Annotated in this window: 13 protein-coding genes and 1 other RNA gene; 10 read left to right on the forward strand and 4 right to left on the reverse strand. The window is 71.3% G+C overall.

Going from position 1 to position 20,248, the window contains the following annotated elements; genetic code table 11:
* Positions 1 to 41 precede the first annotated feature (41 nt).
* Positions 42 to 1,892, reverse strand: coding sequence for a DivIVA domain-containing protein (locus DEI82_RS13045; RefSeq protein WP_111037212.1), 1,851 nt, complete (start codon positions 1,890 to 1,892; stop codon positions 42 to 44).
* Between the two features lie 304 nt (positions 1,893 to 2,196).
* Between DEI82_RS13045 and DEI82_RS13050 the strand changes: the two genes are divergently transcribed.
* Positions 2,197 to 3,954, forward strand: coding sequence for a hypothetical protein (locus tag DEI82_RS13050; protein ID WP_111037214.1), 1,758 nt, complete (start codon positions 2,197 to 2,199; stop codon positions 3,952 to 3,954).
* The gene (locus DEI82_RS13055) at positions 3,951 to 4,940 is read left to right on the forward strand and encodes a tetratricopeptide repeat protein (RefSeq protein WP_111037216.1); all 990 of its coding nucleotides are present in this window, start codon (positions 3,951 to 3,953) and stop codon (positions 4,938 to 4,940) included. The genes DEI82_RS13050 and DEI82_RS13055 overlap by 4 nt, the downstream gene beginning before the upstream one ends.
* Positions 4,941 to 5,070: 130 nt before the next feature.
* Here DEI82_RS13055 and glgB read toward each other — a convergent pair whose 3' ends face one another.
* From glgB to DEI82_RS13070, 3 genes are all read right to left on the reverse strand, one after another.
* Positions 5,071 to 7,626 carry a 1,4-alpha-glucan branching protein GlgB gene (glgB, locus tag DEI82_RS13060; RefSeq protein ID WP_111013731.1) on the reverse strand — a complete coding sequence of 852 codons (2,556 nt, stop codon included), beginning with the start codon at positions 7,624 to 7,626 and terminating at the stop codon, positions 5,071 to 5,073.
* Entirely contained in the window at positions 7,623 to 9,614 is a 1,992-nt protein-coding gene (locus DEI82_RS13065; RefSeq protein WP_111037218.1) for a maltotransferase domain-containing protein, read from the reverse strand. The genes glgB and DEI82_RS13065 overlap by 4 nt, the downstream gene beginning before the upstream one ends.
* 61 nt (positions 9,615 to 9,675) lie before the next feature.
* On the reverse strand, positions 9,676 to 11,718 hold the full coding sequence (locus tag DEI82_RS13070; RefSeq protein WP_111037220.1) for a glycogen-debranching protein: 2,043 nt from the start codon (positions 11,716 to 11,718) through the stop codon (positions 9,676 to 9,678).
* 84 nt (positions 11,719 to 11,802) lie between these two features.
* Here DEI82_RS13070 and DEI82_RS13075 point away from each other — a divergent pair, with 84 nt between their 5' ends.
* From DEI82_RS13075 to DEI82_RS13110, 8 genes are all read left to right on the forward strand, one after another.
* Positions 11,803 to 12,969: a cysteine desulfurase family protein gene (locus DEI82_RS13075; RefSeq protein WP_111009264.1), complete on the forward strand. Its 1,167-nt coding sequence runs from the start codon at positions 11,803 to 11,805 to the stop codon at positions 12,967 to 12,969.
* 106 nt (positions 12,970 to 13,075) lie between these two features.
* Positions 13,076 to 14,182, forward strand: a complete 1,107-nt coding sequence (prfB, locus tag DEI82_RS13080) for a peptide chain release factor 2 (protein WP_111009263.1) — start codon at positions 13,076 to 13,078, stop codon at positions 14,180 to 14,182.
* A gap of 136 nt (positions 14,183 to 14,318) precedes the next feature.
* Positions 14,319 to 15,077 carry a cell division ATP-binding protein FtsE gene (ftsE, locus tag DEI82_RS13085; protein WP_111009262.1) on the forward strand — a complete coding sequence of 253 codons (759 nt, stop codon included), beginning with the start codon at positions 14,319 to 14,321 and terminating at the stop codon, positions 15,075 to 15,077.
* Positions 15,074 to 15,988 carry a permease-like cell division protein FtsX gene (gene ftsX, locus DEI82_RS13090; RefSeq protein WP_111009261.1) on the forward strand — a complete coding sequence of 305 codons (915 nt, stop codon included), beginning with the start codon at positions 15,074 to 15,076 and terminating at the stop codon, positions 15,986 to 15,988. The genes ftsE and ftsX overlap by 4 nt, the downstream gene beginning before the upstream one ends.
* Positions 15,989 to 16,096: 108 nt before the next feature.
* Positions 16,097 to 16,573, forward strand: a complete 477-nt coding sequence (smpB, locus tag DEI82_RS13095) for an SsrA-binding protein SmpB (RefSeq protein WP_111013736.1) — start codon at positions 16,097 to 16,099, stop codon at positions 16,571 to 16,573.
* 185 nt (positions 16,574 to 16,758) lie between these two features.
* Positions 16,759 to 17,136: a transfer-messenger RNA gene (gene ssrA / locus DEI82_RS13100) on the forward strand.
* Positions 17,137 to 17,494: 358 nt separating this feature from the next.
* On the forward strand, positions 17,495 to 18,445 hold the full coding sequence (locus tag DEI82_RS13105) for a hypothetical protein (RefSeq protein ID WP_111037222.1): 951 nt from the start codon (positions 17,495 to 17,497) through the stop codon (positions 18,443 to 18,445).
* Between the two features lie 132 nt (positions 18,446 to 18,577).
* Positions 18,578 to 20,233: an APC family permease gene (locus DEI82_RS13110; protein ID WP_220035624.1), complete on the forward strand. Its 1,656-nt coding sequence runs from the start codon at positions 18,578 to 18,580 to the stop codon at positions 20,231 to 20,233.
* The last annotated feature ends 15 nt before the right edge of the window (positions 20,234 to 20,248 follow it).

The raw sequence follows: 20,248 nt of genomic DNA on the forward strand, positions 1-20,248 counted from the left end.
GCCGGCGGAGGGAGCCGGCGCGGCGCTGCCGTGGCTCGTGCTCAGTCCCGCTGGACCTCGACCGCGTGCGTCAGCGCTCCCCGGAGGTTCTCGAGGTACCCGGCCACCGCCTCGCGCTCCATGCGGATGGCGGCGAGGCGGTCCTCCGCGTCGGCGACCAGGCGAGCGGTCCGCTCCTCGGCCTCGGCGACGAGCGTGCGGGCGCGCTCCTGGGCGTCGCGGAGGGTCTCGTCCGCACGCTCGGCCGCGCGGTCCTCGCGCGCGCGAGCGGCGTCCTGCGACTCGCGGTCGAGCCGGTCGGCCTCCGCTCGGGCGTCGTGGGCGCGTCGGACGGCCTCGGCGAGCTGCAGGTTCGCCTCGTCGAGGTACTTCTGGGTCTCCGCGACGGTGTCCTGGTGCTTCTGCAGGTAGTCCTGCTCGGCTTCGTCGCGGCGACCGGCGAGCTCGGACTCGAGGGCGGCGCGGGCGTCCTCGCGCTCGCGGGCGAGGGCGGCGCGCATCTCGTCGACCTCACGGTCCAGGTCGGCTCGGGCGACGTCGATCTGCTCGCGGAGGGCGACCCGCTCGGCGAGCAGTGCACCGATCTCGGCGGTGCGTCGCTCGGCGATCTCGGTGTCGAGCGCGGCGTGCTCCCGTGCCGAGCGCTCGGCGAGTTCGTGCTCGTGTGCCGCAGCGGCCCGCTCCGCCGCGTCCTCCGCAGCGGCCCGCTCCCGCGCGATCCGGGCCTGGTGGTCGGCGGTCTCGCGCGCGATCCGCTCGGCGGTCTCCTCCACCAGGCGCTCGTTCTCGAGGCGCGTCTGCTCGGTGTCGACCGCGATCGCGGCACGCGCCGACTCGATCTCGTGGTCGAGGTCGCTGCGCGCCGCGGCCAGTTCCTGGTCCGACCGGGCACGGGCCGCGCTGAGCTCCTGCTCGAGGTCCGTCCGAGCGCGGACGGCCTCGTGCTCCCACGCCGCACGCTCGGCGGCCAGCCCGGCCTCGGTGTCGTCACGGCGCCTGGCGAGTTCCGCGTCGACGGCCTCGAGCCGACTGGCGACCTCGTCCTCGAGCTGCGCGCGTCCGGTCTCGAGCTCGAGCGCCAGGGCGTCGCGACCTGCCTGGAGCTCCCTGGCCCAGGACTCGCGGCCGCTCCGCAGTTCGTGGTCGAGTGTCTCGTGGCCCTCGCGCATCGCGCGGTCGAGCTCGGCGGTGCGTCGCTCGTGCTCGGCCTCGAACACACCACGGCGGTGTTCGGTCTCGCGGTCGAGCGCCGCCGCGGCCTCGCGCGCCGCTGCGGCCTCGCGCTGGGCGACCTCGCGCAGTTCGGCGACCTCGCGCTCGACCTGCGCACGGAGCGCAGCGGTCTCGCGGACGGCGACGGAGCGGGTCTCGGCGGCTTCGGTGACCGCGGCGCCGCGCGTGGCCGAGGCCTCGTTCCGGGCGTCCTGGAGCAGCAATCCGGCCTCGGACCGGGCGCGTTCGATCGTGTCCGCGGCCTCGGCGCGCGCTCGGGCCACGTCGCTCGTCGCGCGTGCCCGGGCGTCCTCGAGGGTGTCGGTCGCCTCGCGCTGGGCGTCCGCGACGAGGCGGGCGGCTTCCGTCCTGCTCGTCGCACGGAGCCGTTCGGCGTCGATGTCGGCCTGGCTGATGAGGCGGGTCGCCTGTTCCTCGGCGACGCGCAGGGTGTTCTCGAGCCGGGTGCCGAGCCCGCTGTACGTCGGCGTGCCGGCCTCGTCGAGCTCGGACTGCAGGTCGTCGACCCGGGCCTGCAGCAGGCGGATCTCCTTGGCGGCCTCGGCACGGTCGTTGTTCGACTTGATGAGCTCACGGCGCAGCTCACCGAGTGCGCGATCGACGTCGTCCCGCCGGTAGCCCCGGAGCTCCGAACCGAACTCTGCTTCGTCGTACGCCACGTGTCGCTCCTGATGTCACTCGTCGAGGCGGCTCCGCCCGGGGTCGATTGTAGTGGTGGGTCCGGCGAGCACGGCGGGAGCGCAGGACGGTCATGCCGGCATCGTCCGCCGGTCCACACCGGCCGCCGGGAAGATGCGCCTCCCAGGCTCGTTGGCTATCCTGGACCGTCGTTCCGCGCGCCCGTGCGGCGTGCTCCGGCGCGGCCGCCGGGAGCGTGGCGCCCGCCATCCGAAGCGGGACCCCGCGTCCGACGTCGTGGGGGCGTCGCGCCGCAACCCACCCCGGCGCGGAGGGAGAGTACACGTGCGTTTCGTCCTGGCGATCATCAGCTTCGTCATCGGCGTCGTGCTCGTCGGCCTCGGGGTCGGGCAGCGGACGGTGTTCGCGCCGCCCTCCTCGACCGTGGCGTCGACGACCACGACGGGCGACGCTCCGGTGACGGTGATCCCGGGTCGGACGCTCGTCGCGAACGCCGGCCACCAGCACGTCCGCGTCTCCGGGGCCTCGGGCACCGCGTTCGCGGCCTACGGGCGCACCGCCGACGTGATGGCCTGGGTCGGGAAGGCCCGGCACAACACCATCCGCTACGACGCCGAGACCACATCGCTCCGGGACCGTGTCTCAGGCACGCAGCGACACGTCCCGTCGCCGAAGGGCAGTGACCTCTGGTACGGCGAGTACGAGGGGCACACCCTCGACTTCACCGTCGACCTGCCGGCGGACACCGCGCTCGTCATCGTGTCGAACGGGTCGGACCCGGCCCCCGCGCACCTCTCGGTCACCTGGCCGCGGGACACCGCGACGCCGCTCGTCGGCCCTCTGATGACGGCGGGCGGGTTCTTCGTCGCGCTCGGCATCGCGCTCTACATCTGGGCCATCATCCACCAGCGGCGGCTGCGCGGACCCCGCCGGCGCAGCGGTGGCACCCGGCCGCCGCGCGCACGGGTCTCGCGCCGTCGCGCGGTCGCCGCGGGCGCGCAGGTCCCGCCGCGTCCACGCCGCGGCCGCCGCATGGTCGCGGTCGCGCCGGTCGTCGCGCTGACGACACTCGCCCTCGCGGGGTGTTCGTCGGAGTACTGGCCGCAGGGGACCTCCGCTACGCCGACGCCGACGCCGACCGTCACCGCGACGGCGGGCCCGGCCGCGGCCGCCGAGCCCACGGCGGCGACGCTCCCGCAGATCCGCCGCATCGTCGCGCGCGTCGCCGCGGTCGCGGCGCAGGCGGACAGCTCGCGGAACGCCACCACGGCCGCGGAGCGCTTCACCGGGCCCGCGCTCGACCTGCGCAAGGCGAACTACACGATCCGGGGGAGCGACACCGAGGTCGACGCCCCGCCGACGATCCCGTCGTCGGGCATCTCGGTCGCCCTGCCGCAGCAGACCGACACCTGGCCGCGTTCGGTGTTCGTCGTGCTGACGGGATCGCAGCAGCAGAAGGACGTCGCTCCGCAGGCCCTGACGCTGGTGCAGGCGTCGCCGCGGGCGCAGTACAAGGTCGAGTACGACGTCTCGCTCGAGGCGGACGCGAAGCTCCCGTCGGTCGCGCCCGTCACCACCGGTGCCGCGCAGCTCTCGCCGGACGTCAAGCTGCTGACCGTGCCGCCCGGGCAGGTGGCCTCCGCCTACGCGGACATCCTCGCGAACGACACGGCGAGTGAGTACGCCGACGTCTTCTCGTCCGAGGGCGACGAGCTCCGCCAGAAGATCGGCAAGTCCTACAAGGACCAGAAGGCGAAGAGCCTGTCCTCGACCGCGAAGATCGCGTACTCGTCCGAGGTCCCGTCGGCCGACTCGAGCATCGCGCTCGCGACGAACGGCGCCGGCGCGCTCGTCTCCACGAGCCTCGACGAGATCGAGAAGGTGACCCCGACCCAGTCGGGCGCGACGCTGAACACGGAGGGAGCGGTGAAGGCGCTCTCGAAGGTCGGGTCGAGCACGAAGGGGATCAGCGCGACCTACGGCGTGCAGGTGCTGTTCTCGGTGCCGCCGGTCGGATCCAAGGCCAAGATAGAACTGCTCGGGTTCACGCAGGGCCTGATCGCAGCGAGTGAGGTGCAATGAGCAACATCCCCCCGACCCCCGCCGGTCTCCGTGGCGCGGTCGACCTGTCGTCCCTCGTGAACCGCGGCACTGCATCGCCGCAGGCTCCGGCGTCCGCGGCTGCTGCGGCCCCCGGCGGACCCGGAGGCGCCACCGCCGGGGCCTCGGACGCCCTCGTGGTGCCCTCGCTGGTCGTCGACGTGACGGACCAGACGTTCCAGGACGTCATCGAGCTGTCCATGCAGGTCCCCGTGATCGTCGACCTCTGGGCCGAGTGGTGCGGGCCGTGCAAGCAGCTGTCGCCGGTGCTCGAGCGCCTCGCGCAGGAGTACGACGGGCGCATCGTCCTCGCCAAGGTCGACGTCGACGCGAACCCCCAGCTCACGCAGGCGTTCCAGGCACAGTCGATCCCGACGGTCGCCGCCGTGATCGGTGGTCGTCCGCTCGGGCTGTTCGTCGGCGCCCTGCCCGAGGCCGAGGTCCGCGACGTCATCGAGCAGGTGCTCCAGGCCGCCGCGCAGAACGGGATCGCCGGACGCGTGCAGGTGGCCGACGGCGCCCCCGACGCCGCCGCCGAGCCCGAACCGGAGCCGCTGCCGCCGCACCACCAGGCCGCGTACGACGCGATCGAGCAGGGCGACTACACGACGGCGATCGCCGAGTACCGCACCGCGATCGCGCAGGACCCGCACGACCGCATGGCCGTGGCGGGGCTGGCGCAGGTGTCGCTCCTCGACCGGCTGCAGGGCGCGACCGCCGACGAGCTCCGCGCCGCGGCGGCCGCAGCACCGACGGATCCGGCTGCCCAGCTCGGCGTCGCCGACCTCGACATCAGCGGCGGGCACGTCGAGGACGCCTTCGGGCGCCTCCTCGACGTGTTCCCGACCGTGCACGGTGCGGAGCGCGAGGCCGTCCGCGCGCGGCTCGTGGAGTACTTCGAGCTCGTCGGTGCCGACGACCCACGGGTCGTGGCGGCACGCCGTCGGCTCGCGACCCTGCTCTACTGAGCCCGGCGCGCCCGGCTGGCACCGCCGGCTCGTGGCGCGCCCCCAGCGGACGCAGGACGAACGGAACGGCCGGGAGGCACGCCTCCCGGCCGTTCCGTTCGTCACCGCGCGCGTGCGGCGCGGTGATCGCTCACCGTTCCAGTCGGAGCCAGACCGACCCGAGCGGCGGGACCACGAGGTCAGCGGACGCCGGACGACCGGCCCAGGGCTGGTCCTCGGCGGTGACGGCGCCCATGTTGCCCACCCCGGAGCCGCCGAACGCGGTGGCGTCGGTGTTGAGGACCTCGCGCCAGACGCCCGCTTCGGGCAGCCCGAACCGACGCTCGACCGGGACGCCCGAGAAGTTCGTGAACACGGCGATCCGCTCGTCTCCGGCCTTCCGGATGAAACCGATGGTCGAGTGTTCGGCATCGCCACCCTCGAGCCACTCGAACCCCTCCGGGGAGTCGTCGTGGGTCCACAGTGCCGGGCTCGCGACGTACACGCGGTTCAGCTCGGCCACGAGGTCCTGCACGCCGCGGTGTCCCGGGTCGTCGAGGAGCCACCAGTCGAGTCCGCCGGCCTCGTTCCACTCGCTCGGCTGCGCGAACTCCTGCCCCATGAACAGCAGCTGCTTGCCGGGGTGGGCCCACATGAACGACAGGTACGCGCGGACGTTCGCCAGGCGCTGCCACTGGTCGCCGGGCATCTTGCCGTACAGCGAGCCCTTGCCGTACACGACCTCGTCGTGGCTGATCGGCAGCGTGAACTGCTCGCTGAACGCGTAGACGAACGAGAACGTGATCTCGTCGTGGTGGTACGAGCGGTACACGGGCTCGCGGTGGATGTACTCGAGCGAGTCGTGCATCCAGCCCATGTTCCACTTCTGCCCGAACCCGAGGCCGCCCTCGCTCGTGGGACGGGTGACCCCGGGCCACGAGGTGGACTCCTCGGCGATCATGACGATGCCCGGGTAACGCTTGTAGGCCGTCGCGTTCGTCTCCTGCAGGAACGAGATCGCCTCGAGGTACTCGCGTCCGCCGTACTTGTTCGGCAGCCACTCCGTCCGCGAGTAGTCGAGGTAGAGGATCGAGGCGACGGCGTCGACGCGGAGACCGTCGATGTGGAACTCCTCGAGCCAGTACAGGGCGTTCGCGACGAGGAAGTTCCGGACCTGCGGCTGACCGAAGTCGAACACGTACGTGCCCCAGTCGAGCTGCTCGCCGCGCCGGGGGTCCGGGTGCTCGAACAGCGCGTAGCCGTCGAACTTGGCGAGCGCCCACTCGTCCTTCGGGAAGTGTCCCGGCACCCAGTCCATGATGACGCCGATGCCGGCTTCGTGCAGACGGTCGATGAGGTAGCGGAGGTCGTCGGGGCTGCCGAACCGAGCGGTCGGCGCGTAGTAGCCGGTGACCTGGTAGCCCCACGAACCGCCGAAGGGGTGCTCCGCGAGCGGCAGGAACTCGACGTGCGTGAACCCGAGGTGCTGCACGTGCCCGATGAGGTCGTCCGCGACCTCGCGGTACGACAGGCCGGGGCGCCAGGACCCGAGGTGGACCTCGTAGACGCTCATCGGGTGGTCGTGCGTGCTCGTCCGAGCCCGCCGTTCCATCCAGGCGCGATCGCCGTCGCTCCACTCGTGGGTGGCGCGGGTGATGACGCTCGCGGTGAGCGGCGGGACCTCGGTCCGGCGCGCGAACGGGTCGGCTCGCTCCACCCAGCCGCCGTCGGTCAGGATCTGGAACTTGTACCGCTGGCCGTCCTTCGCGCCGGGGACGAACAGCTCCCACACGCCCAGACCGCCGAGCTTGCGCATCGAGGTGGTCCGACCGGACCAGCCCTCGAAGTCACCGATCACCCGCACCGCCGTGGCACGAGGCGCCCACACCGCGAACGAGACGCCCTCGACGCCGTCGATCGACCGGAGGTGCGCACCCATGAGGTGCCAGAGCTGCTCGTGGCGGCCCTCGGCGAACAGGTGCAGGTCGACGTCACCGAGGGTCGGGGCGAAGCGGTAGGCGTCGTCGCTCGTCCACGTCTCGTCGTCGTACTCGGCCTCGACGCGGTAGCTCGTCACGGTGCCGGGCAGGGCACCGGCCCAGACCCCGAACCCCTCGTGGTGCAGGGGTGCGGCCGTGCCGTCGGGGAGCACGAGCGTGACGGCGTTCGCGAGGTGACGCACGACGCGCACACTCGTGCCGCCGTCGACCGGGTGCGGGCCGAGGACGTCGTGGGGCTGCGACCATCGGCCCTCGGCGACCTGCTGCAGGAGCCACTCCTCGACGGGGCCGGGGACCGGCTCCGCGGCCGGTGCGACATCGGTCCTCGGTGCGGCGGCGTCGGTGTCGACATCGGTGTCGGTCGGCCGGGAGGCCGTGCTCGCGCCCGTCGGCTCGACCCCGGTGTCCGTCCTGGTCGCACCCGGCGTCGTCGCGCCCGCGGGGACGGGTGCGTCGGTCGCCGTGGCCGCGGGGTCCGTGTCGTCGGTCGCGGCCGGGGCACTCGCCCCGCGACCGGCGAGCGTGTCGGCCTCTGCGACGGAGCGGTCCGGGGCCTCGGCGGCCGTCGCGGGCGCGCCGGGCAGGTCCTCGCCGGGCGCGGACGTGTTCGGTTCGTCACGGGGCGCCGACGCCGTCGGGACGAAGGTCGAACGCCGTGCGGGGCGGCCCTCGTCGGGCTCGCGCGTGGGTTCGGTGGTCTCGGTCATCGGTGTGGTCCCTCCACGACGAGCAGGTGCACGGGTTCCTGGAAGGCGTCCAGGCGCACGTAGTTGGCGGCGCCCCAGGTCCAGCGGGCACCGGTGACGACGTCGCGCACGTCGAACAGCCCGTCGGTCGGGAGCCCGAGCGCGGCGAGGTCGAGGAACACGGTCGCCTCGCGGGCCGAGTGCGGGTCGACGTTCGCGACGACGATGACGGTGTCCGAGCGGCCCGACCGGGTGTACGTGCCGGGCAGGTGCTTCGAGTAGGCGACGATCGCGTCGTTGTCGGTGTGGTGCACGTGCAGGTTGCGGAGCTGACGCAGCGCGGGGTGGGCGGACCGGAAGCGGTTGAGCATCGTCACGTACGGCGCGAGCGATGCTCCGGCGGCCTCGGCGGCACCGAAGTCCCGGGGCTTGTACTCGTACTTCTCGTTGTCGATGTTCTCCTCGCTGCCCGGCCGGGCGACGTCCTCGAACAGCTCGTAGCCGGCGTACATGCCCCAGGTGGCGGCACCCGTCGCCGCGAGCGCGGCCCGCACCTTGTAGCCCGCGCGCCCGCCGAACTGCAGGTACTCCGAGAGGATGTCCGGGGTGTTCACGAACAGGTTCGGCCGGAGGTAGGCGCTCGTCTCGTGCGCGAGCTCGTCCAGGTAGGACTCGATCTCCTCCTTGGTGTTCCGCCACGTGAAGTACGTGTAGGACTGCGTGAACCCGGCCTCGGCGAGCGCGCGCATCATCGGCGGACGCGTGAACGCCTCGGCGAGGAACACGATCTCCGGGTTCTCCGTGCGGATCTCGCGGATCACGCGCTCCCAGAACCACAGCGGCTTCGTGTGCGGGTTGTCGACACGGAAGATGCCGACGCCGAACGAGATCCAGTGTCGGAGGACACGGAGGACCTCGGTGACGATGCCCTCGGGGTCGGTGTCGAACTGGATCGGGTAGATGTCCTGGTAGCGCTTCGGCGGGTTCTCCGCGGTCGCGATCGAGCCGTCGGCGCGCTGCGTGAACCAGTCGGGGTGCTCGGTGACCCACGGGTGGTCCGGCGAGCACTGGAGCGCGAAGTCGAGCGCGACCTCCATGCCCGTGTTCTTCGCCGTCTCCACGAAGGAGCGGAAGTCCTCCTCGTTGCCGAGGTCGGGGTGGATCGCGTCGTGTCCGCCGTCGGCGCTGCCGATCGCCCAGGGGCTGCCGGGGTCCGCCGGACCGGCGTGGAGCGTGTTGTTCGGCCCCTTGCGCGCGGTGACGCCGATCGGGTGGATCGGGGGGAGGTAGATCACGTCGAACCCCATGCGCGCCACACCCGGGAGGCGGCGCGCGGCAGTGCGGAACGTCCCGCTCCGCCATGTGCCGTCGGCCTGTCGGCGCGCGCCCTCGCTGCGCGGGAAGAACTCGTACCAGGCCCCGACGCCGGCACGGGTGCGCTCGACGTCGAGCTCCTGCGTCGCGGAGGTCGTGCGGAGCGAGGTGAGCGGTGCGTCCACGAGCGCGGCGGTCACGCGCGGGTCGTCGGCGGCGGCCAGGCGTGCGGCGGGGGAGCGCTCCGTGTCGCGCATCGCGGCGGCCGCGTCGGCGGCCGCGGTCGACTCGGCCTCGTCGGCGAGTCGGTCGAGCAGCACCGCGCCGTCCAGCAGGGTCGCCTCGGTGTCGACGCCCGCGGCGATCTTCAGCCGTGCCGCGTGGATCCACGTCGCCCAGTCGTCGGCGTAGGACTCGACGTGCCAGGTCCAGAGACCGACCGAGTCAACCTGCACGGTCGCGGCGTAGCGGTCGGTGCCCTCGCCGACGAGTGCCATCGGCACCGCCCGGACGGCGCCGTCGGGGCGCTCGAGCACGAGGTCCGCTCCGATGACGCCGTGGCCCTCTCGGAACACGGTCGCGGCGAAGGTGACGACCTCGGAGTCGAACGCCTTGCTCGGGAAGCCGTTCGGCGTCGAGGGTTCGATCGCGGTGATGGGGATGCGCCCGATGACGGGTCGGTCTGCAGTGGCCACGGTTCGACCGTACTCGGAGGACCGCGGGCGGGTCCGCCGCGGGCCCTGGCGCGGGCGACGCTCAGACGATCTCGAACACGTGGATGCCCGGTCCGTAGGCGGTGAACACCGTGCCGACGGACCGGTGCCGCTCGTGGTCGCGGTGCTTCTCGCTCGACCAGACCAGGCGGTAGGCCTCGACGTCGCCGTGCGCCGGGAGGGTCATGTCGCGGGTGCGTCCACTGCCGTGGACGATCACGAGCACGCGGTCGTCGGGTTCGTCCTCGGGCGTCGACTCGGCGAAGTACTGCAGCGCCCGGTGCGTCGGCTCGTCCCATCGGTCGTTCGTCATCGGGGTGCCGTCGGTCGCGTACCAGGTCATCCTGGTCGCCGAGGGAGTGTCGGCGCCGCCGGTGCCGAAGCGCGACGGCCGGAGGGCCGGGTGCGCCGCCCGGAGACGCACGAGGGCGGCGGTCTGCTCGACCATCCACTCGACGTCCGGGTCCGGGCTCCAGTCGACCCACATCGACGCGTCCGTGATGGCGTACGGGTTGTTGTTGCCGTGCTGGGTCCGACCTCGTTCGTCGCCGGCGGTGATCATCGGCACGCCCGCGGACAGCAGCAGCGTGCCCATGAGGTTCCGGAGGGACCGTTGCCGCGCGGCACGGACCCCGCGGTCGTCGGTCGGCCCCTCCACGCCGTGGTTGAACGAGCGGTTGTCGTCCGTGCCGTCGCGGTTGTCCTCGCCGTTCGCCTCGTTGTGCTTGTGGTCGTACGACACGAGGTCACGCATCGTGAAGCCGTCGTGCGCCGTGACGAAGTTCACCGCCGCCGTGGGGCCACGGTCGGCGCCGAAGACGTGACGGGACCCGGCGAGCACACCCGCGAGGGCACCGATGCCCGTCATCGGGCTGCCGTCGCGGCGCTCCCGGGCGATGTCGGTGAGCCAGAACTGCCGGACCGTGTCGCGGAAGCCGTCGTTCCACTCGGCGATGCGCGGGCCGAAGGCACCCGTCCGCCAACCGTCCGGCCCCACGTCCCAGGGCTCGGCGATGAGCTTGACGTCCTGCAGGAGCGGGTCGTCGCGCAGGCGTTGCAGGAGCGGGTGTGCTGGGTCGAACCGGTGGTGGGCGTCCCGTGCCAGGGCCGCCATGAGGTCGAACCGGAACCCGTCGACCTGGACCTCGCGTGCCCAGTACCGCAGGCTGTCGACGACGAGGTCCGCGATCGCCGGCTGGGAGGTGTCCAGGGTGTTGCCGCATCCGGAGGTGTCGAAGTACCGCTCCGCGCCCGCCGCTGGTTCCTCCGCCCAGCGGTACGCCGTCGCCCCGTCGAGCCCGCGCAGTCCGGACGTCGGGCCGCCGAGGCCCTCTTCCGCCGTGTGGTTGTAGACGACGTCGAGCACGACCTCGATGCCGGCTTCGTGCAGGAGCCGGACCATGCCCTTGAACTCGCGCAGCACCGCGGTCGCCCCGGCCGCCCGGGCGCTCGCCGAGGCGTAGGGCGCGTGCGGGGCGTGGAACCCGAGCGTGTTGTACCCCCAGGCGTTCTCGCGCCCGGCTCGCCGGAGCCACTCCTCGGAGCGGAAGGCGTGCACGGGCAGGAGCTCGACCGCGGTCACCCCGAGCCGCCGGAGGTGGGCGATCGTGCTCTCGTGCGCCAGTCCCGCGTAGGTGCCGCGCAGGTGCTCGGGCACCGCCGGGTTACCGGCGGTCAGGGTGCGGACGTGTGCCTCGTACAGGACGGTCCGGTCGATGGACGTGCCCGGCTTCGGCACGCCGCCCCAGTCGAAGCCCTCGTCCACCACGACCGAGGTCCAGCCGTCGCCGGCCGGCTCGATCCCGCGCGCGTACGGGTCGAGCAGCGGACGGAGGGGGTCGAAGTCGTCACGGGCACCCCGTGGTCCGTCCGCGAGCAGGTGGTAGGTGTCGCCCACACGGGCGCCGTCGGCGCGGCCGGTCCAGACGTCGCCGTCGCGCTGCAGGGGGACGTGGATCGGACCGTGGGTCGCGGAGGCGTCGACCACGAGGGTCACCGCGATCGCGGTGGCGGAACGGACGGCGAACGACGCGCCGTCAGCGTCGGGACGGAGCCCCGGCTCGGGCACGATGTCGACGGTCTGCACCCGATCAAGGCTAGCGAGCGACCGGCGTACCCTGTGGAGGCGCCCACGGCCGGGGGCGCGAGGACGCACCACCCGGGAGGCACCGTGCCGGTCTACCTCGACCACGCTGCGACGACGCCGATGCTGCCCGCCGCGCTCGCCGAGTACACGCGTGCGCTGTCGGTGGTCGGCAATCCCGCGTCCATCCACAGCGCGGGTCAGGGGGCGCGCACGACGCTCGAGACCGGCCGCGAACGGGTCGCCCGCTCGCTCGGCGCCGATCCGGTCGAGGTCGTCTTCACCTCCGGTGGCACGGAGAGCGTCAACCTCGGCGTCAAGGGCCTGTACTGGGCCCGGCAGCGCGACGCCCGTCGACCACGCGTCGTGGTACCCGCCGGGGAGCACCACGCGACCGTCGACACCGTCGAGTGGCTCGCCCGGCACGAGGGCGCGGTCGTCGACGTGGTCCCGCTCGACGAGCGGGGTCGCCTCGACCTCGTCGCCCTGGAGGCGGCGCTCGCCGATCCCGCGGACGTCGCCCTGGTCACGTTCCTGTGGGCCAACAACGAGGTCGGCACGATCCAGCCCGTGGCCGACGTCGTCCGCCTGGCGCACGCGGCGGGCGTGCCCGTCCACTGTGACGCGGTCTCGGCGTTCGGCCAGGTGCCCGTCGACTTCCACAGCAGCGGTGTCGACGCCATGAGCGTCTCGGCGCACAAGATCGGCGGCCCCGTCGGGATCGGTGCGCTCGTCCTGTCGCGGACCGCCGTGGTCGAGCCGCTCCTCCACGGTGGTGGGCAGCAGCGACAGGTCCGGTCCGGGACGCAGGACGCGGCGGCGGCCGCGGCGTTCGGCGTCGCCGCGTCGGCGCCCCACCCGGACCTCACGCCGCTCCGGCAGGCGCTCGTCGCCGGGGTCGCGGAGCGCGTGCCGACCGCGGTGCTGCGCGGCGACCCGGTGGACCGCTTGCCGGGGAACGCGCACTTCACGTTCCCGGGGTGCGAGGGGGACTCCCTGCTGTTCCTGCTCGACGCGGCAGGCGTGGCGGTCTCGACGGGGTCGGCGTGCCAGGCCGGGGTGCCCGAGCCCTCGCACGTCCTGCTCGCCATGGGCCTGTCCGAGGAGACCGCGCGCGGCGCGCTGCGGATCACCCTCGGGCACACGAGCACGGCGGACGACGTGGCCGCGTTCCTCGATGCACTGCCCGACGCGGTCCGACGAGCCACCCGCGCGGGCATGGCCGGACACGCGCCCGCCATCGGCGCCCGCTGAGGCCGCCAGCCGGGACGACGGTGGCGCGGACGGCGCCGCCGCGCATGCTCCACTGCCGACCCCGGCCGCGGGGACGGTGGCGGCTGGGCCGGTAGGCTTGTCGATCATGGTCGAACTGGACATCAGCGAGCAGATCTCCGCCCTCCGCGAGACGTTCGGGAACATCCGCTCGGTGGTCGACGTGGACCGCCTCGAGCGTGAGATCGCCGAGCTGAGCGAGCAGGCGGGCGCGCCTGATCTGTGGGACGACACCGCGCACGCGCAGCAGGTGACGAGCGCGTTGAGCCACCGGCAGGCCGAGCTCAAGAAGATCACCGAGACCGAGCAGCGCCTCGACGACCTCGAGGTCCTCGTCGACATGGCGAACGAGGCCGAGGACGAGGAGAGCGCGCAGGAGGCCCGCGACGAGCTGACCGCCCTCTCGCGGACGATGGGCGAGCTCGAGGTGCAGACGCTCCTCGACGGCGAGTACGACGCACGCCCGGCCGTCATCACGATCCGCGCCGGCGCGGGCGGTGTCGATGCCGCGGACTTCGCCGAGATGCTCCTGCGCATGTACCTCCGGTACGCCGAGCAGCACGGGTTCCCGGTCCAGGTGATGGACACCAGCTACGCGGAAGAGGCCGGGATCAAGTCCGCGACGTTCGAGGTCGACGCCCCGTACGCGTTCGGCAACCTGTCGGTCGAGGCCGGCACGCACCGTCTCGTCCGGATGTCGCCGTTCGGCGCCGCCGGCAAGCGCCAGACGTCCTTCGCCGCGGTCGAGGTCATCCCGCTCATGGAGGAGACCGAGGCCATCGACATCCCCGAGAACGACATCCGGGTCGACGTGTTCCGGTCCTCCGGCCCGGGTGGACAGTCGGTGAACACGACGGACTCCGCCGTCCGCCTGACGCACATCCCGACCGGCACCGTCGTCTCGATGCAGAACGAGAAGTCCCAGATCCAGAACCGCGCCGCGGCGATGCGCGTGCTGCAGTCGCGCCTCCTGCTCCTCAAGAAGGAAGAGGAGAACGCGAAGAAGAAGGAGCTCGCCGGGAACATCACGGCGAGCTGGGGGGACCAGATCCGCTCGTACGTGCTCGCGCCGTACCAGATGGTCAAGGACCTCCGGAGCGAGTACGAGGTCAACAACCCGAGCGCCGTGTTCGACGGTGACCTCGACGGCTTCCTCAACGCCGGGATCAGGTGGCGCAAGCGCGGCGACGCCTGACAGGCACCGCGCCAGCGTTGCGCGTCGCCGCCTGAGGAGCCCGCGACGGACGCGCCGGGACCGGCCCCGTCCCTCCCGGCCGCGAACCGCGCGCCTGACTTGCGTTCCGAGGAACGGCACCTACCCTGATCGGGTCATGATCAGATTCGACCAGGTCACCAAGGTGTATTCGGGCAACCCGAATCCGGCGCTCAACGACCTCACCCTCGAGATCCTCAAGGGCGAGTTCGTGTTCCTCGTCGGGGCCTCCGGCTCCGGCAAGTCCAGCTTCTTGCGGCTCGTCCTCAAGGAGGAGCGCCCCACCAAGGGTCAGATCCACGTCCTCGGGCAGCGGCTCGGCTCCCTGTCATCGCGCAAGGTCCCCTACTTCCGCCGCAACCTCGGGGTGGTGTTCCAGGACTTCCGGCTCCTGCCCAACAAGAACGTCTTCGACAACGTCGCGTTCACGCTGCAGGTGATCGGCAAGAGCAAGGGGTTCATCGGCGAGGCGGTGCCGGACGTGCTCAAGATGGTCGGACTGTCGGGCAAGGCGAACCGCCTGCCGCACGAGCTCTCCGGTGGTGAGCAGCAGCGCGTCGCGATCGCCCGTGCGGTCGTGAACAAGCCCGCGATCCTGCTCGCGGACGAGCCGACGGGCAACCTCGACCCGACGACCTCGGCGGGCATCATGGCCCTGCTCGAGCGCATCAACCAGGGCGGGACCACCGTGCTCATGGCGACGCACGACGCCGGCATCGTGAACCAGATGCAGCGTCGCGTGATCGAGCTGTCGGCGGGCAACGTGCTCCGCGACGAGCAGTCCGGTGGCTACCAGACGCAGGCGGTGCCGATCGTGCGGCAGCAGCCGGTGTCGACCACCACGGGCATCCAGACGCTGCCGGGGATCGTCCGATGAGGCTCGGGCTCGTCATGTCGGAGGTCGGCTCCGGCCTCCGCCGCAACGCGTCCATGGTCGTGTCGGTCGTGCTCGTGACGTTCATCTCGCTGACGTTCGTCGGCACCGCGATCCTGCTGCAGATGCAGATCACCCAGATGAAGGGGTACTGGTACGACCGGGCGCAGGTCGCCGTCTACCTGTGCACCGACACGGACACCACGGGGAACTGCACCGGGGCGAAGGCGACGGCGGACCAGCGTCAGCAGGTCGAGGAGCAGCTCCGCTCGTCGACACTCAAGCCGTTCATCCAGAAGACCTACTTCGAGACGCAGGACCAGGCGTACACACGCTTCAAGTCGCAGTTCAAGGACTCCCCGGCGACCGAGTTCGTCAAGCCGCAGTACCTCAACGAGACCTTCTGGGTGAACCTCAAGGACCCGTCACAGTCCGACGTGCTCATCGAGAGCCTGTCGAAGCTCGCGGGGGTGCAGAGCGTCGTCGACCAGCGGGGGTACCTGCAGCCGATCTTCTCGGTGCTCAACGCGTCGTCGTACACGGCGGTCGGCATCGCGGCCCTCATGCTCGTGGCGGCGGTGCTCCTCATCGCGACGACCATCCGGTTGTCGGCGTTCTCGCGACGTCGAGAGCTCGGCATCATGCGGCTGGTCGGTGCGTCGAACCGGTTCATCCAGACACCGTTCATCCTCGAGGGGGTGATCGCCTCGCTCATCGGGGCGGTCCTCGCCGGGGGAGCGATCGTCGCCGTCGTCTGGTTCTTCGTGCGCGGCTACCTGGCGACGCGGTTCACGGGCACACCGTTCATCGGCATGAGCGAGACGGTGCTGGTGGTGCCGGCGGTGGTGGTCATCGGCGGCATCCTGGCGGCGCTGTCCGCGAGCGTCGCGATCCGGCGGTACCTCAAGGTCTGACCTTCCCGCGCGCTGCTGCGGCTGTCGTTCGGGAAGCGTGGGTGGTCGACACCGGTTGGGTAGACTGGGCGGCCGCCACACACCGGTGGCCGGCGGAGAGGACTCGACATGCCGAAGGAACGCGGGGAGAAGGTCGTCGCGACGAACCGGCGCGCGCGGCACGACTACCTCATCGAGGACACGTACGAGGCCGGCATCGTGCTCTCGGGCACCGAGGTGAAGTCGTTGCGACAGGGCCGGGCCTCGCTCGTCGACGGGTACGCCTTCATCGACGGCGGTGAGGCCTGGCTCGACGCCGTGCACATCCCCGAGTACACCGAGGGCACCTGGAACAACCACGCGCCCCGCCGCAAGCGCAAGCTGCTCCTCCACAAGCAGCAGATCGTCAAGATCAGCCACAAGACGAAGGAGGGCGGCTACACGCTCGTCCCCCTGCAGATCTACTTCTCGGACGGCCGGGCCAAGGTCGAGATCGCCGTGGCGAAGGGCAAGCGCGAGTACGACAAGCGGCAGGCGCTGCGTGAGCGCCAGGACCGCCGTGAGGCCGAGCGCGCGATCTCGACGCGCGGGCACCTCGGGGAGTGACGGGGCGGGCCTCGCGAGCCGTTCGCTCCGGCGCCGTTCGCCCCGCGCGGACCCGGGAGGACCGTGCTGGCCTGGCAGGGTCCGGTGTGAGCGCGCTAGACTGGGCAACCGCCTCCACCACGAGGCGTGTGGTGCCGCTCACGCGGCGCTGACAACTCCACAGTGTGACAGTGGCCCTCCGTCATGGGGATGATCGGTTTCGACATCGCCTGCGTGCCGACGGGAAGCGGGCCGAGGATCCACGGTCATCTCGTCAACGATCCGTGGAAAACAACAAGTGCCAATTCCAAGCGCACTGACTTCGCTCTCGCTGCGTAAGCAGTAGAGCCACATGAAGTCCGTCGGCCGGGTGATCGTTCCCTATCCCGTGTCCGGCGTCATCCAGGGGACTCGCTGCGTGATTCCGTCCGGAGGTCACGCGGGACTTGCATCCGGGCTGGGCTCGTCGTCCTAGAAGCCAGTAGCAAAGGGCGGAGTCGAGCAGAACGCCTCATCTGGCTACGCCCGTAGAAGACGTCGAATCACAGCGATGGACGGGGGTTCAATTCCCCCCATCTCCACCACTGCGGATCGATCCGCGGGGTCACTGTCACACACGTGGTCGTCCGAGGCCGCACCGGTTCCGCTCCGCGGGCGCCGGTGCGGCCTCGGGCGTCTCAGCCCCCATCTCCAGCGCCCAGCAGTTCTCCAGCGCCCGGCGGTTCTCCGGGGCCCGGCGGTTCTCCGGGGCTCATCGGTGCTCGGAGACCCAGGTACTCCCGGCCTGGGTACCTGCGAGGCCGGGTTCCTGTGGGCTGCCTGCGTAGCACGATCGATCGAGCGCCTCCCGTCGGTAGCGTCGGCGTCGGGTCGGCGGACGCCGGTCCGCTCGCTCACACGAGGGTCCCGCGGTGCGGGTGGCCCGTCGACGGGAGGACGCACGTGCAGGAGATCGCGATCCGGGTCCGGCTCGCCGCTCGGGAGCGGCTCGGGCTGTCCGACTACGAGCGGACCGTGCAGGCCGTCGCCACGCTCGCCGCGGTCGTCCGCTGGCTGCCCACGCCGGAGGCGCGTCTCGTCCTGCGCGGTCGTGGCAGCGACCCGGTGCGGGTCGAGACCGTGAGCACCGCGAACGGCTTCGAGATGGTGCTCGTGCTCGATGACCGGTCCTCGGCCGTCGAGCGGGCGGCGGTGGTCGTCGCGTCGGCGATCGCGACCGCCGCAGGGGAGCGGGTCGACGGTGCCGCGGGAGTCGTCGGCGAGCTCGATCGCCTCGATCGCAGTGCGCCGCGCGGTCGGAGTGTTGCCGAGCGGGCGCTTCGCCGGTTCCTCGAGGACGCCCGCACCGACGTGGTTGCCGGGCGTCTGACCGCACGCGTCCGGGCCGCGAGCGCGCTCGTCCGGTTGGCGGAGGACGGTGCGATGGTGGTCGTCGAGCGCGTGGTCGACCCCGCTGCCCCGGCGGTCGAGGCGCACGTGGTCGACGACGTGCCCGAACCGGGGGACGCGGTGGTCGTCGCCGAGACACCGGACGAGGCGGCGCTCATGGCGGACGCGCCCGTCGTCGTGGGAGTCGTGCCGCAGGTCGCGGTGACCGAGGCCCCGCCGCTCCCCACGCCGCCTTCGGGCGAGCCGAGCATCGCTCGCGCGCAGCAGCCCGACCGGTTGAAGAGGGACGCCTCGAAGAAGAGGGAAGAGTCGAAGAAGAAGGAAGAGTCGAAGAAGAAGGAAGAGTCGAAGAAGAAGGAAGAGTCGAAGCAGAAGGACCGGTCGAAGCGGAAGGACAAGTCGAAGCAGAAGGACACGTCGAAGCAGAAGGACAAGTCGAAGCGGAAGGACCCGTCGGCGAAAAAGGACCGGTCGAAGAAGGGCGGGTCGAAGAAAGGCCAGTGAACCTGTGGGATCGTACAGGCGCTGTGTTTCCATCCGGTTACGGCTGTGTTCCGATCGCGTTGCCTGAACGTTCACCGGGTGCGGATGGTGGAAGAGTCGCATAGTCCTCAGCAATCCGACACAGGAGCGACTTTGGCTACGACCACCACCACGACGACGCCGCCGGACACCGGACTCAAGCGCAACGTCGGCTTCATCGGGCTCATCTGGGCCTCGACCGGATCGATCATCGGTTCCGGGTGGCTCTTCGGTTCCCAGCATGCCCTCGAGGCAGCTGGTCCCTCGGCGATCATCTCGTGGGCGATCGGCGGTGTCGCGATCCTCGTGCTCGCACTCGTCCACGCCGAGCTCGGCGGCATGTTCCCGATCGCCGGAGGCACGGCTCGCTTCCCGCACATCGCGTTCGGTGGCGTCGCCGGCGCGTCGTTCGGTTGGTTCTCGTGGCTGCAGGCCGCGACGGTCGCCCCGATCGAGGTCGAGGCGATGATCAACTACGCGCAGCACTGGAAGTGGGCGCAGACCTTCGTCACGCCGTCGACGGGCGTCCTCACGGGCTCGGGCATCGCCGTCGCGATCTTCCTCATGCTGATCCTCACCGTGATCAACCTGTTCAGCGTCAAGATCCTCGCGAACACGAACTCCGCGGCGACCTGGTGGAAGGTGGGCATCCCCGTCCTCGTCATCATCGTGCTCGGGTTCTCCGGGTTCCACGGCAGCAACTTCACGGCCGCCGACGGATTCGCGCCCGAGGGTGCGAAGGGCATCCTCGCCGCGGTCTCGACCTCGGGCATCATCTTCTCGTTGCTCGGGTTCGAGCAGGCCGACCAGCTCGCGGGTGAGTCGAGCAACCCGAAGCGTGACATCCCGCGCGCGGTCATCGGCTCGGTCGTCATCGGCCTCGTGATCTACCTGCTGCTCCAGATCTTCTTCCTCGGTGCGCTCAACCCGTCCGAGATCGGCCACACCTGGCTGTCCGGTGCCTACACGAAGTTCACCGGCCCGTTCGCGGACATCGCCATGGGCGCCGGGATCACCTGGCTCGCGGTCATCATCTACATCGACGCGGTCATCTCGCCCGGTGGCACCGGCCTCATCTACGTCACGGCGTCGTCGCGCGTCTCGTACGGCCTCAGCAAGAACGGGTACTTCCCGCGGGCGTTCGAGTGGATCACGAAGGGCGCGGTGCCGTGGTTCGGCCTCATCTTCGCCTTCGTCATCGGCGTCGTGTGCTTCCTGCCGTTCCCGTCCTGGCAGTCGCTCGTCGGCCTCATCACGAGCGCCTCGGTCCTCATGTACGGCGGTGCCCCGCTCGCCCTCGGTGCGTTCCGCAAGCGGATCCCGGACGCCGAGCGCCCCTACCGGCTGCCGGCCGCCAGCGTCCTCGCACCCCTGTCGTTCATCGTCGCGAACCTCATCATCCTGTGGACGGGCTGGTCCACGGACTGGAAGCTCGGGATCGCGGTGGCGCTCGGCTTCGTCATCATCATCCTGAACCGGGTGCTCGGTGGGAACCGTGCGGTCCAGCCGCGCTGGGACTGGCGGGCCGCGCAGTGGCTGTTCCCGTACCTCATCGGCATGGGTCTCATCGTGTTCCTCAGCGACTTCGGTCCGCTGAAGCACCCGTGGTTCCCGCTCTGGTGGGACATCGCGGTCACCGCGGTGTTCTCGATCGTGATCTACTACTGGGCCGTGAACAGCGCCTCGAGCCGTGAGGAGATCCTCCGTACCGCCGAGGACGTCCGCGAGACCGAGGAGACCAGCGTCGTCGACGCCGTGCCGACCCACTGATCGCGGTCTCCGCTC

Source organism: Curtobacterium sp. MCBD17_019 (assembly GCF_003234555.1).
Taxonomy (GTDB): domain Bacteria; phylum Actinomycetota; class Actinomycetes; order Actinomycetales; family Microbacteriaceae; genus Curtobacterium.

Excerpts from the sequence above, each read along its gene's own strand:
- DEI82_RS13055 (WP_111037216.1), top strand. The coding sequence starts at position 3,951 with ATGAGCAACATCCCCCCGACCCCCGCCGGTCTCCGTGGCGCGGTCGAC.
- glgB (WP_111013731.1), bottom strand. The coding sequence starts at position 7,626 with ATGACCGAGACCACCGAACCCACGCGCGAGCCCGACGAGGGCCGCCCC.
- prfB (WP_111009263.1), top strand. The coding sequence starts at position 13,076 with ATGGTCGAACTGGACATCAGCGAGCAGATCTCCGCCCTCCGCGAGACG.
- ftsE (WP_111009262.1), top strand. The coding sequence starts at position 14,319 with ATGATCAGATTCGACCAGGTCACCAAGGTGTATTCGGGCAACCCGAAT.
- ftsX (WP_111009261.1), top strand. The coding sequence starts at position 15,074 with ATGAGGCTCGGGCTCGTCATGTCGGAGGTCGGCTCCGGCCTCCGCCGC.
- smpB (WP_111013736.1), top strand. The coding sequence starts at position 16,097 with ATGCCGAAGGAACGCGGGGAGAAGGTCGTCGCGACGAACCGGCGCGCG.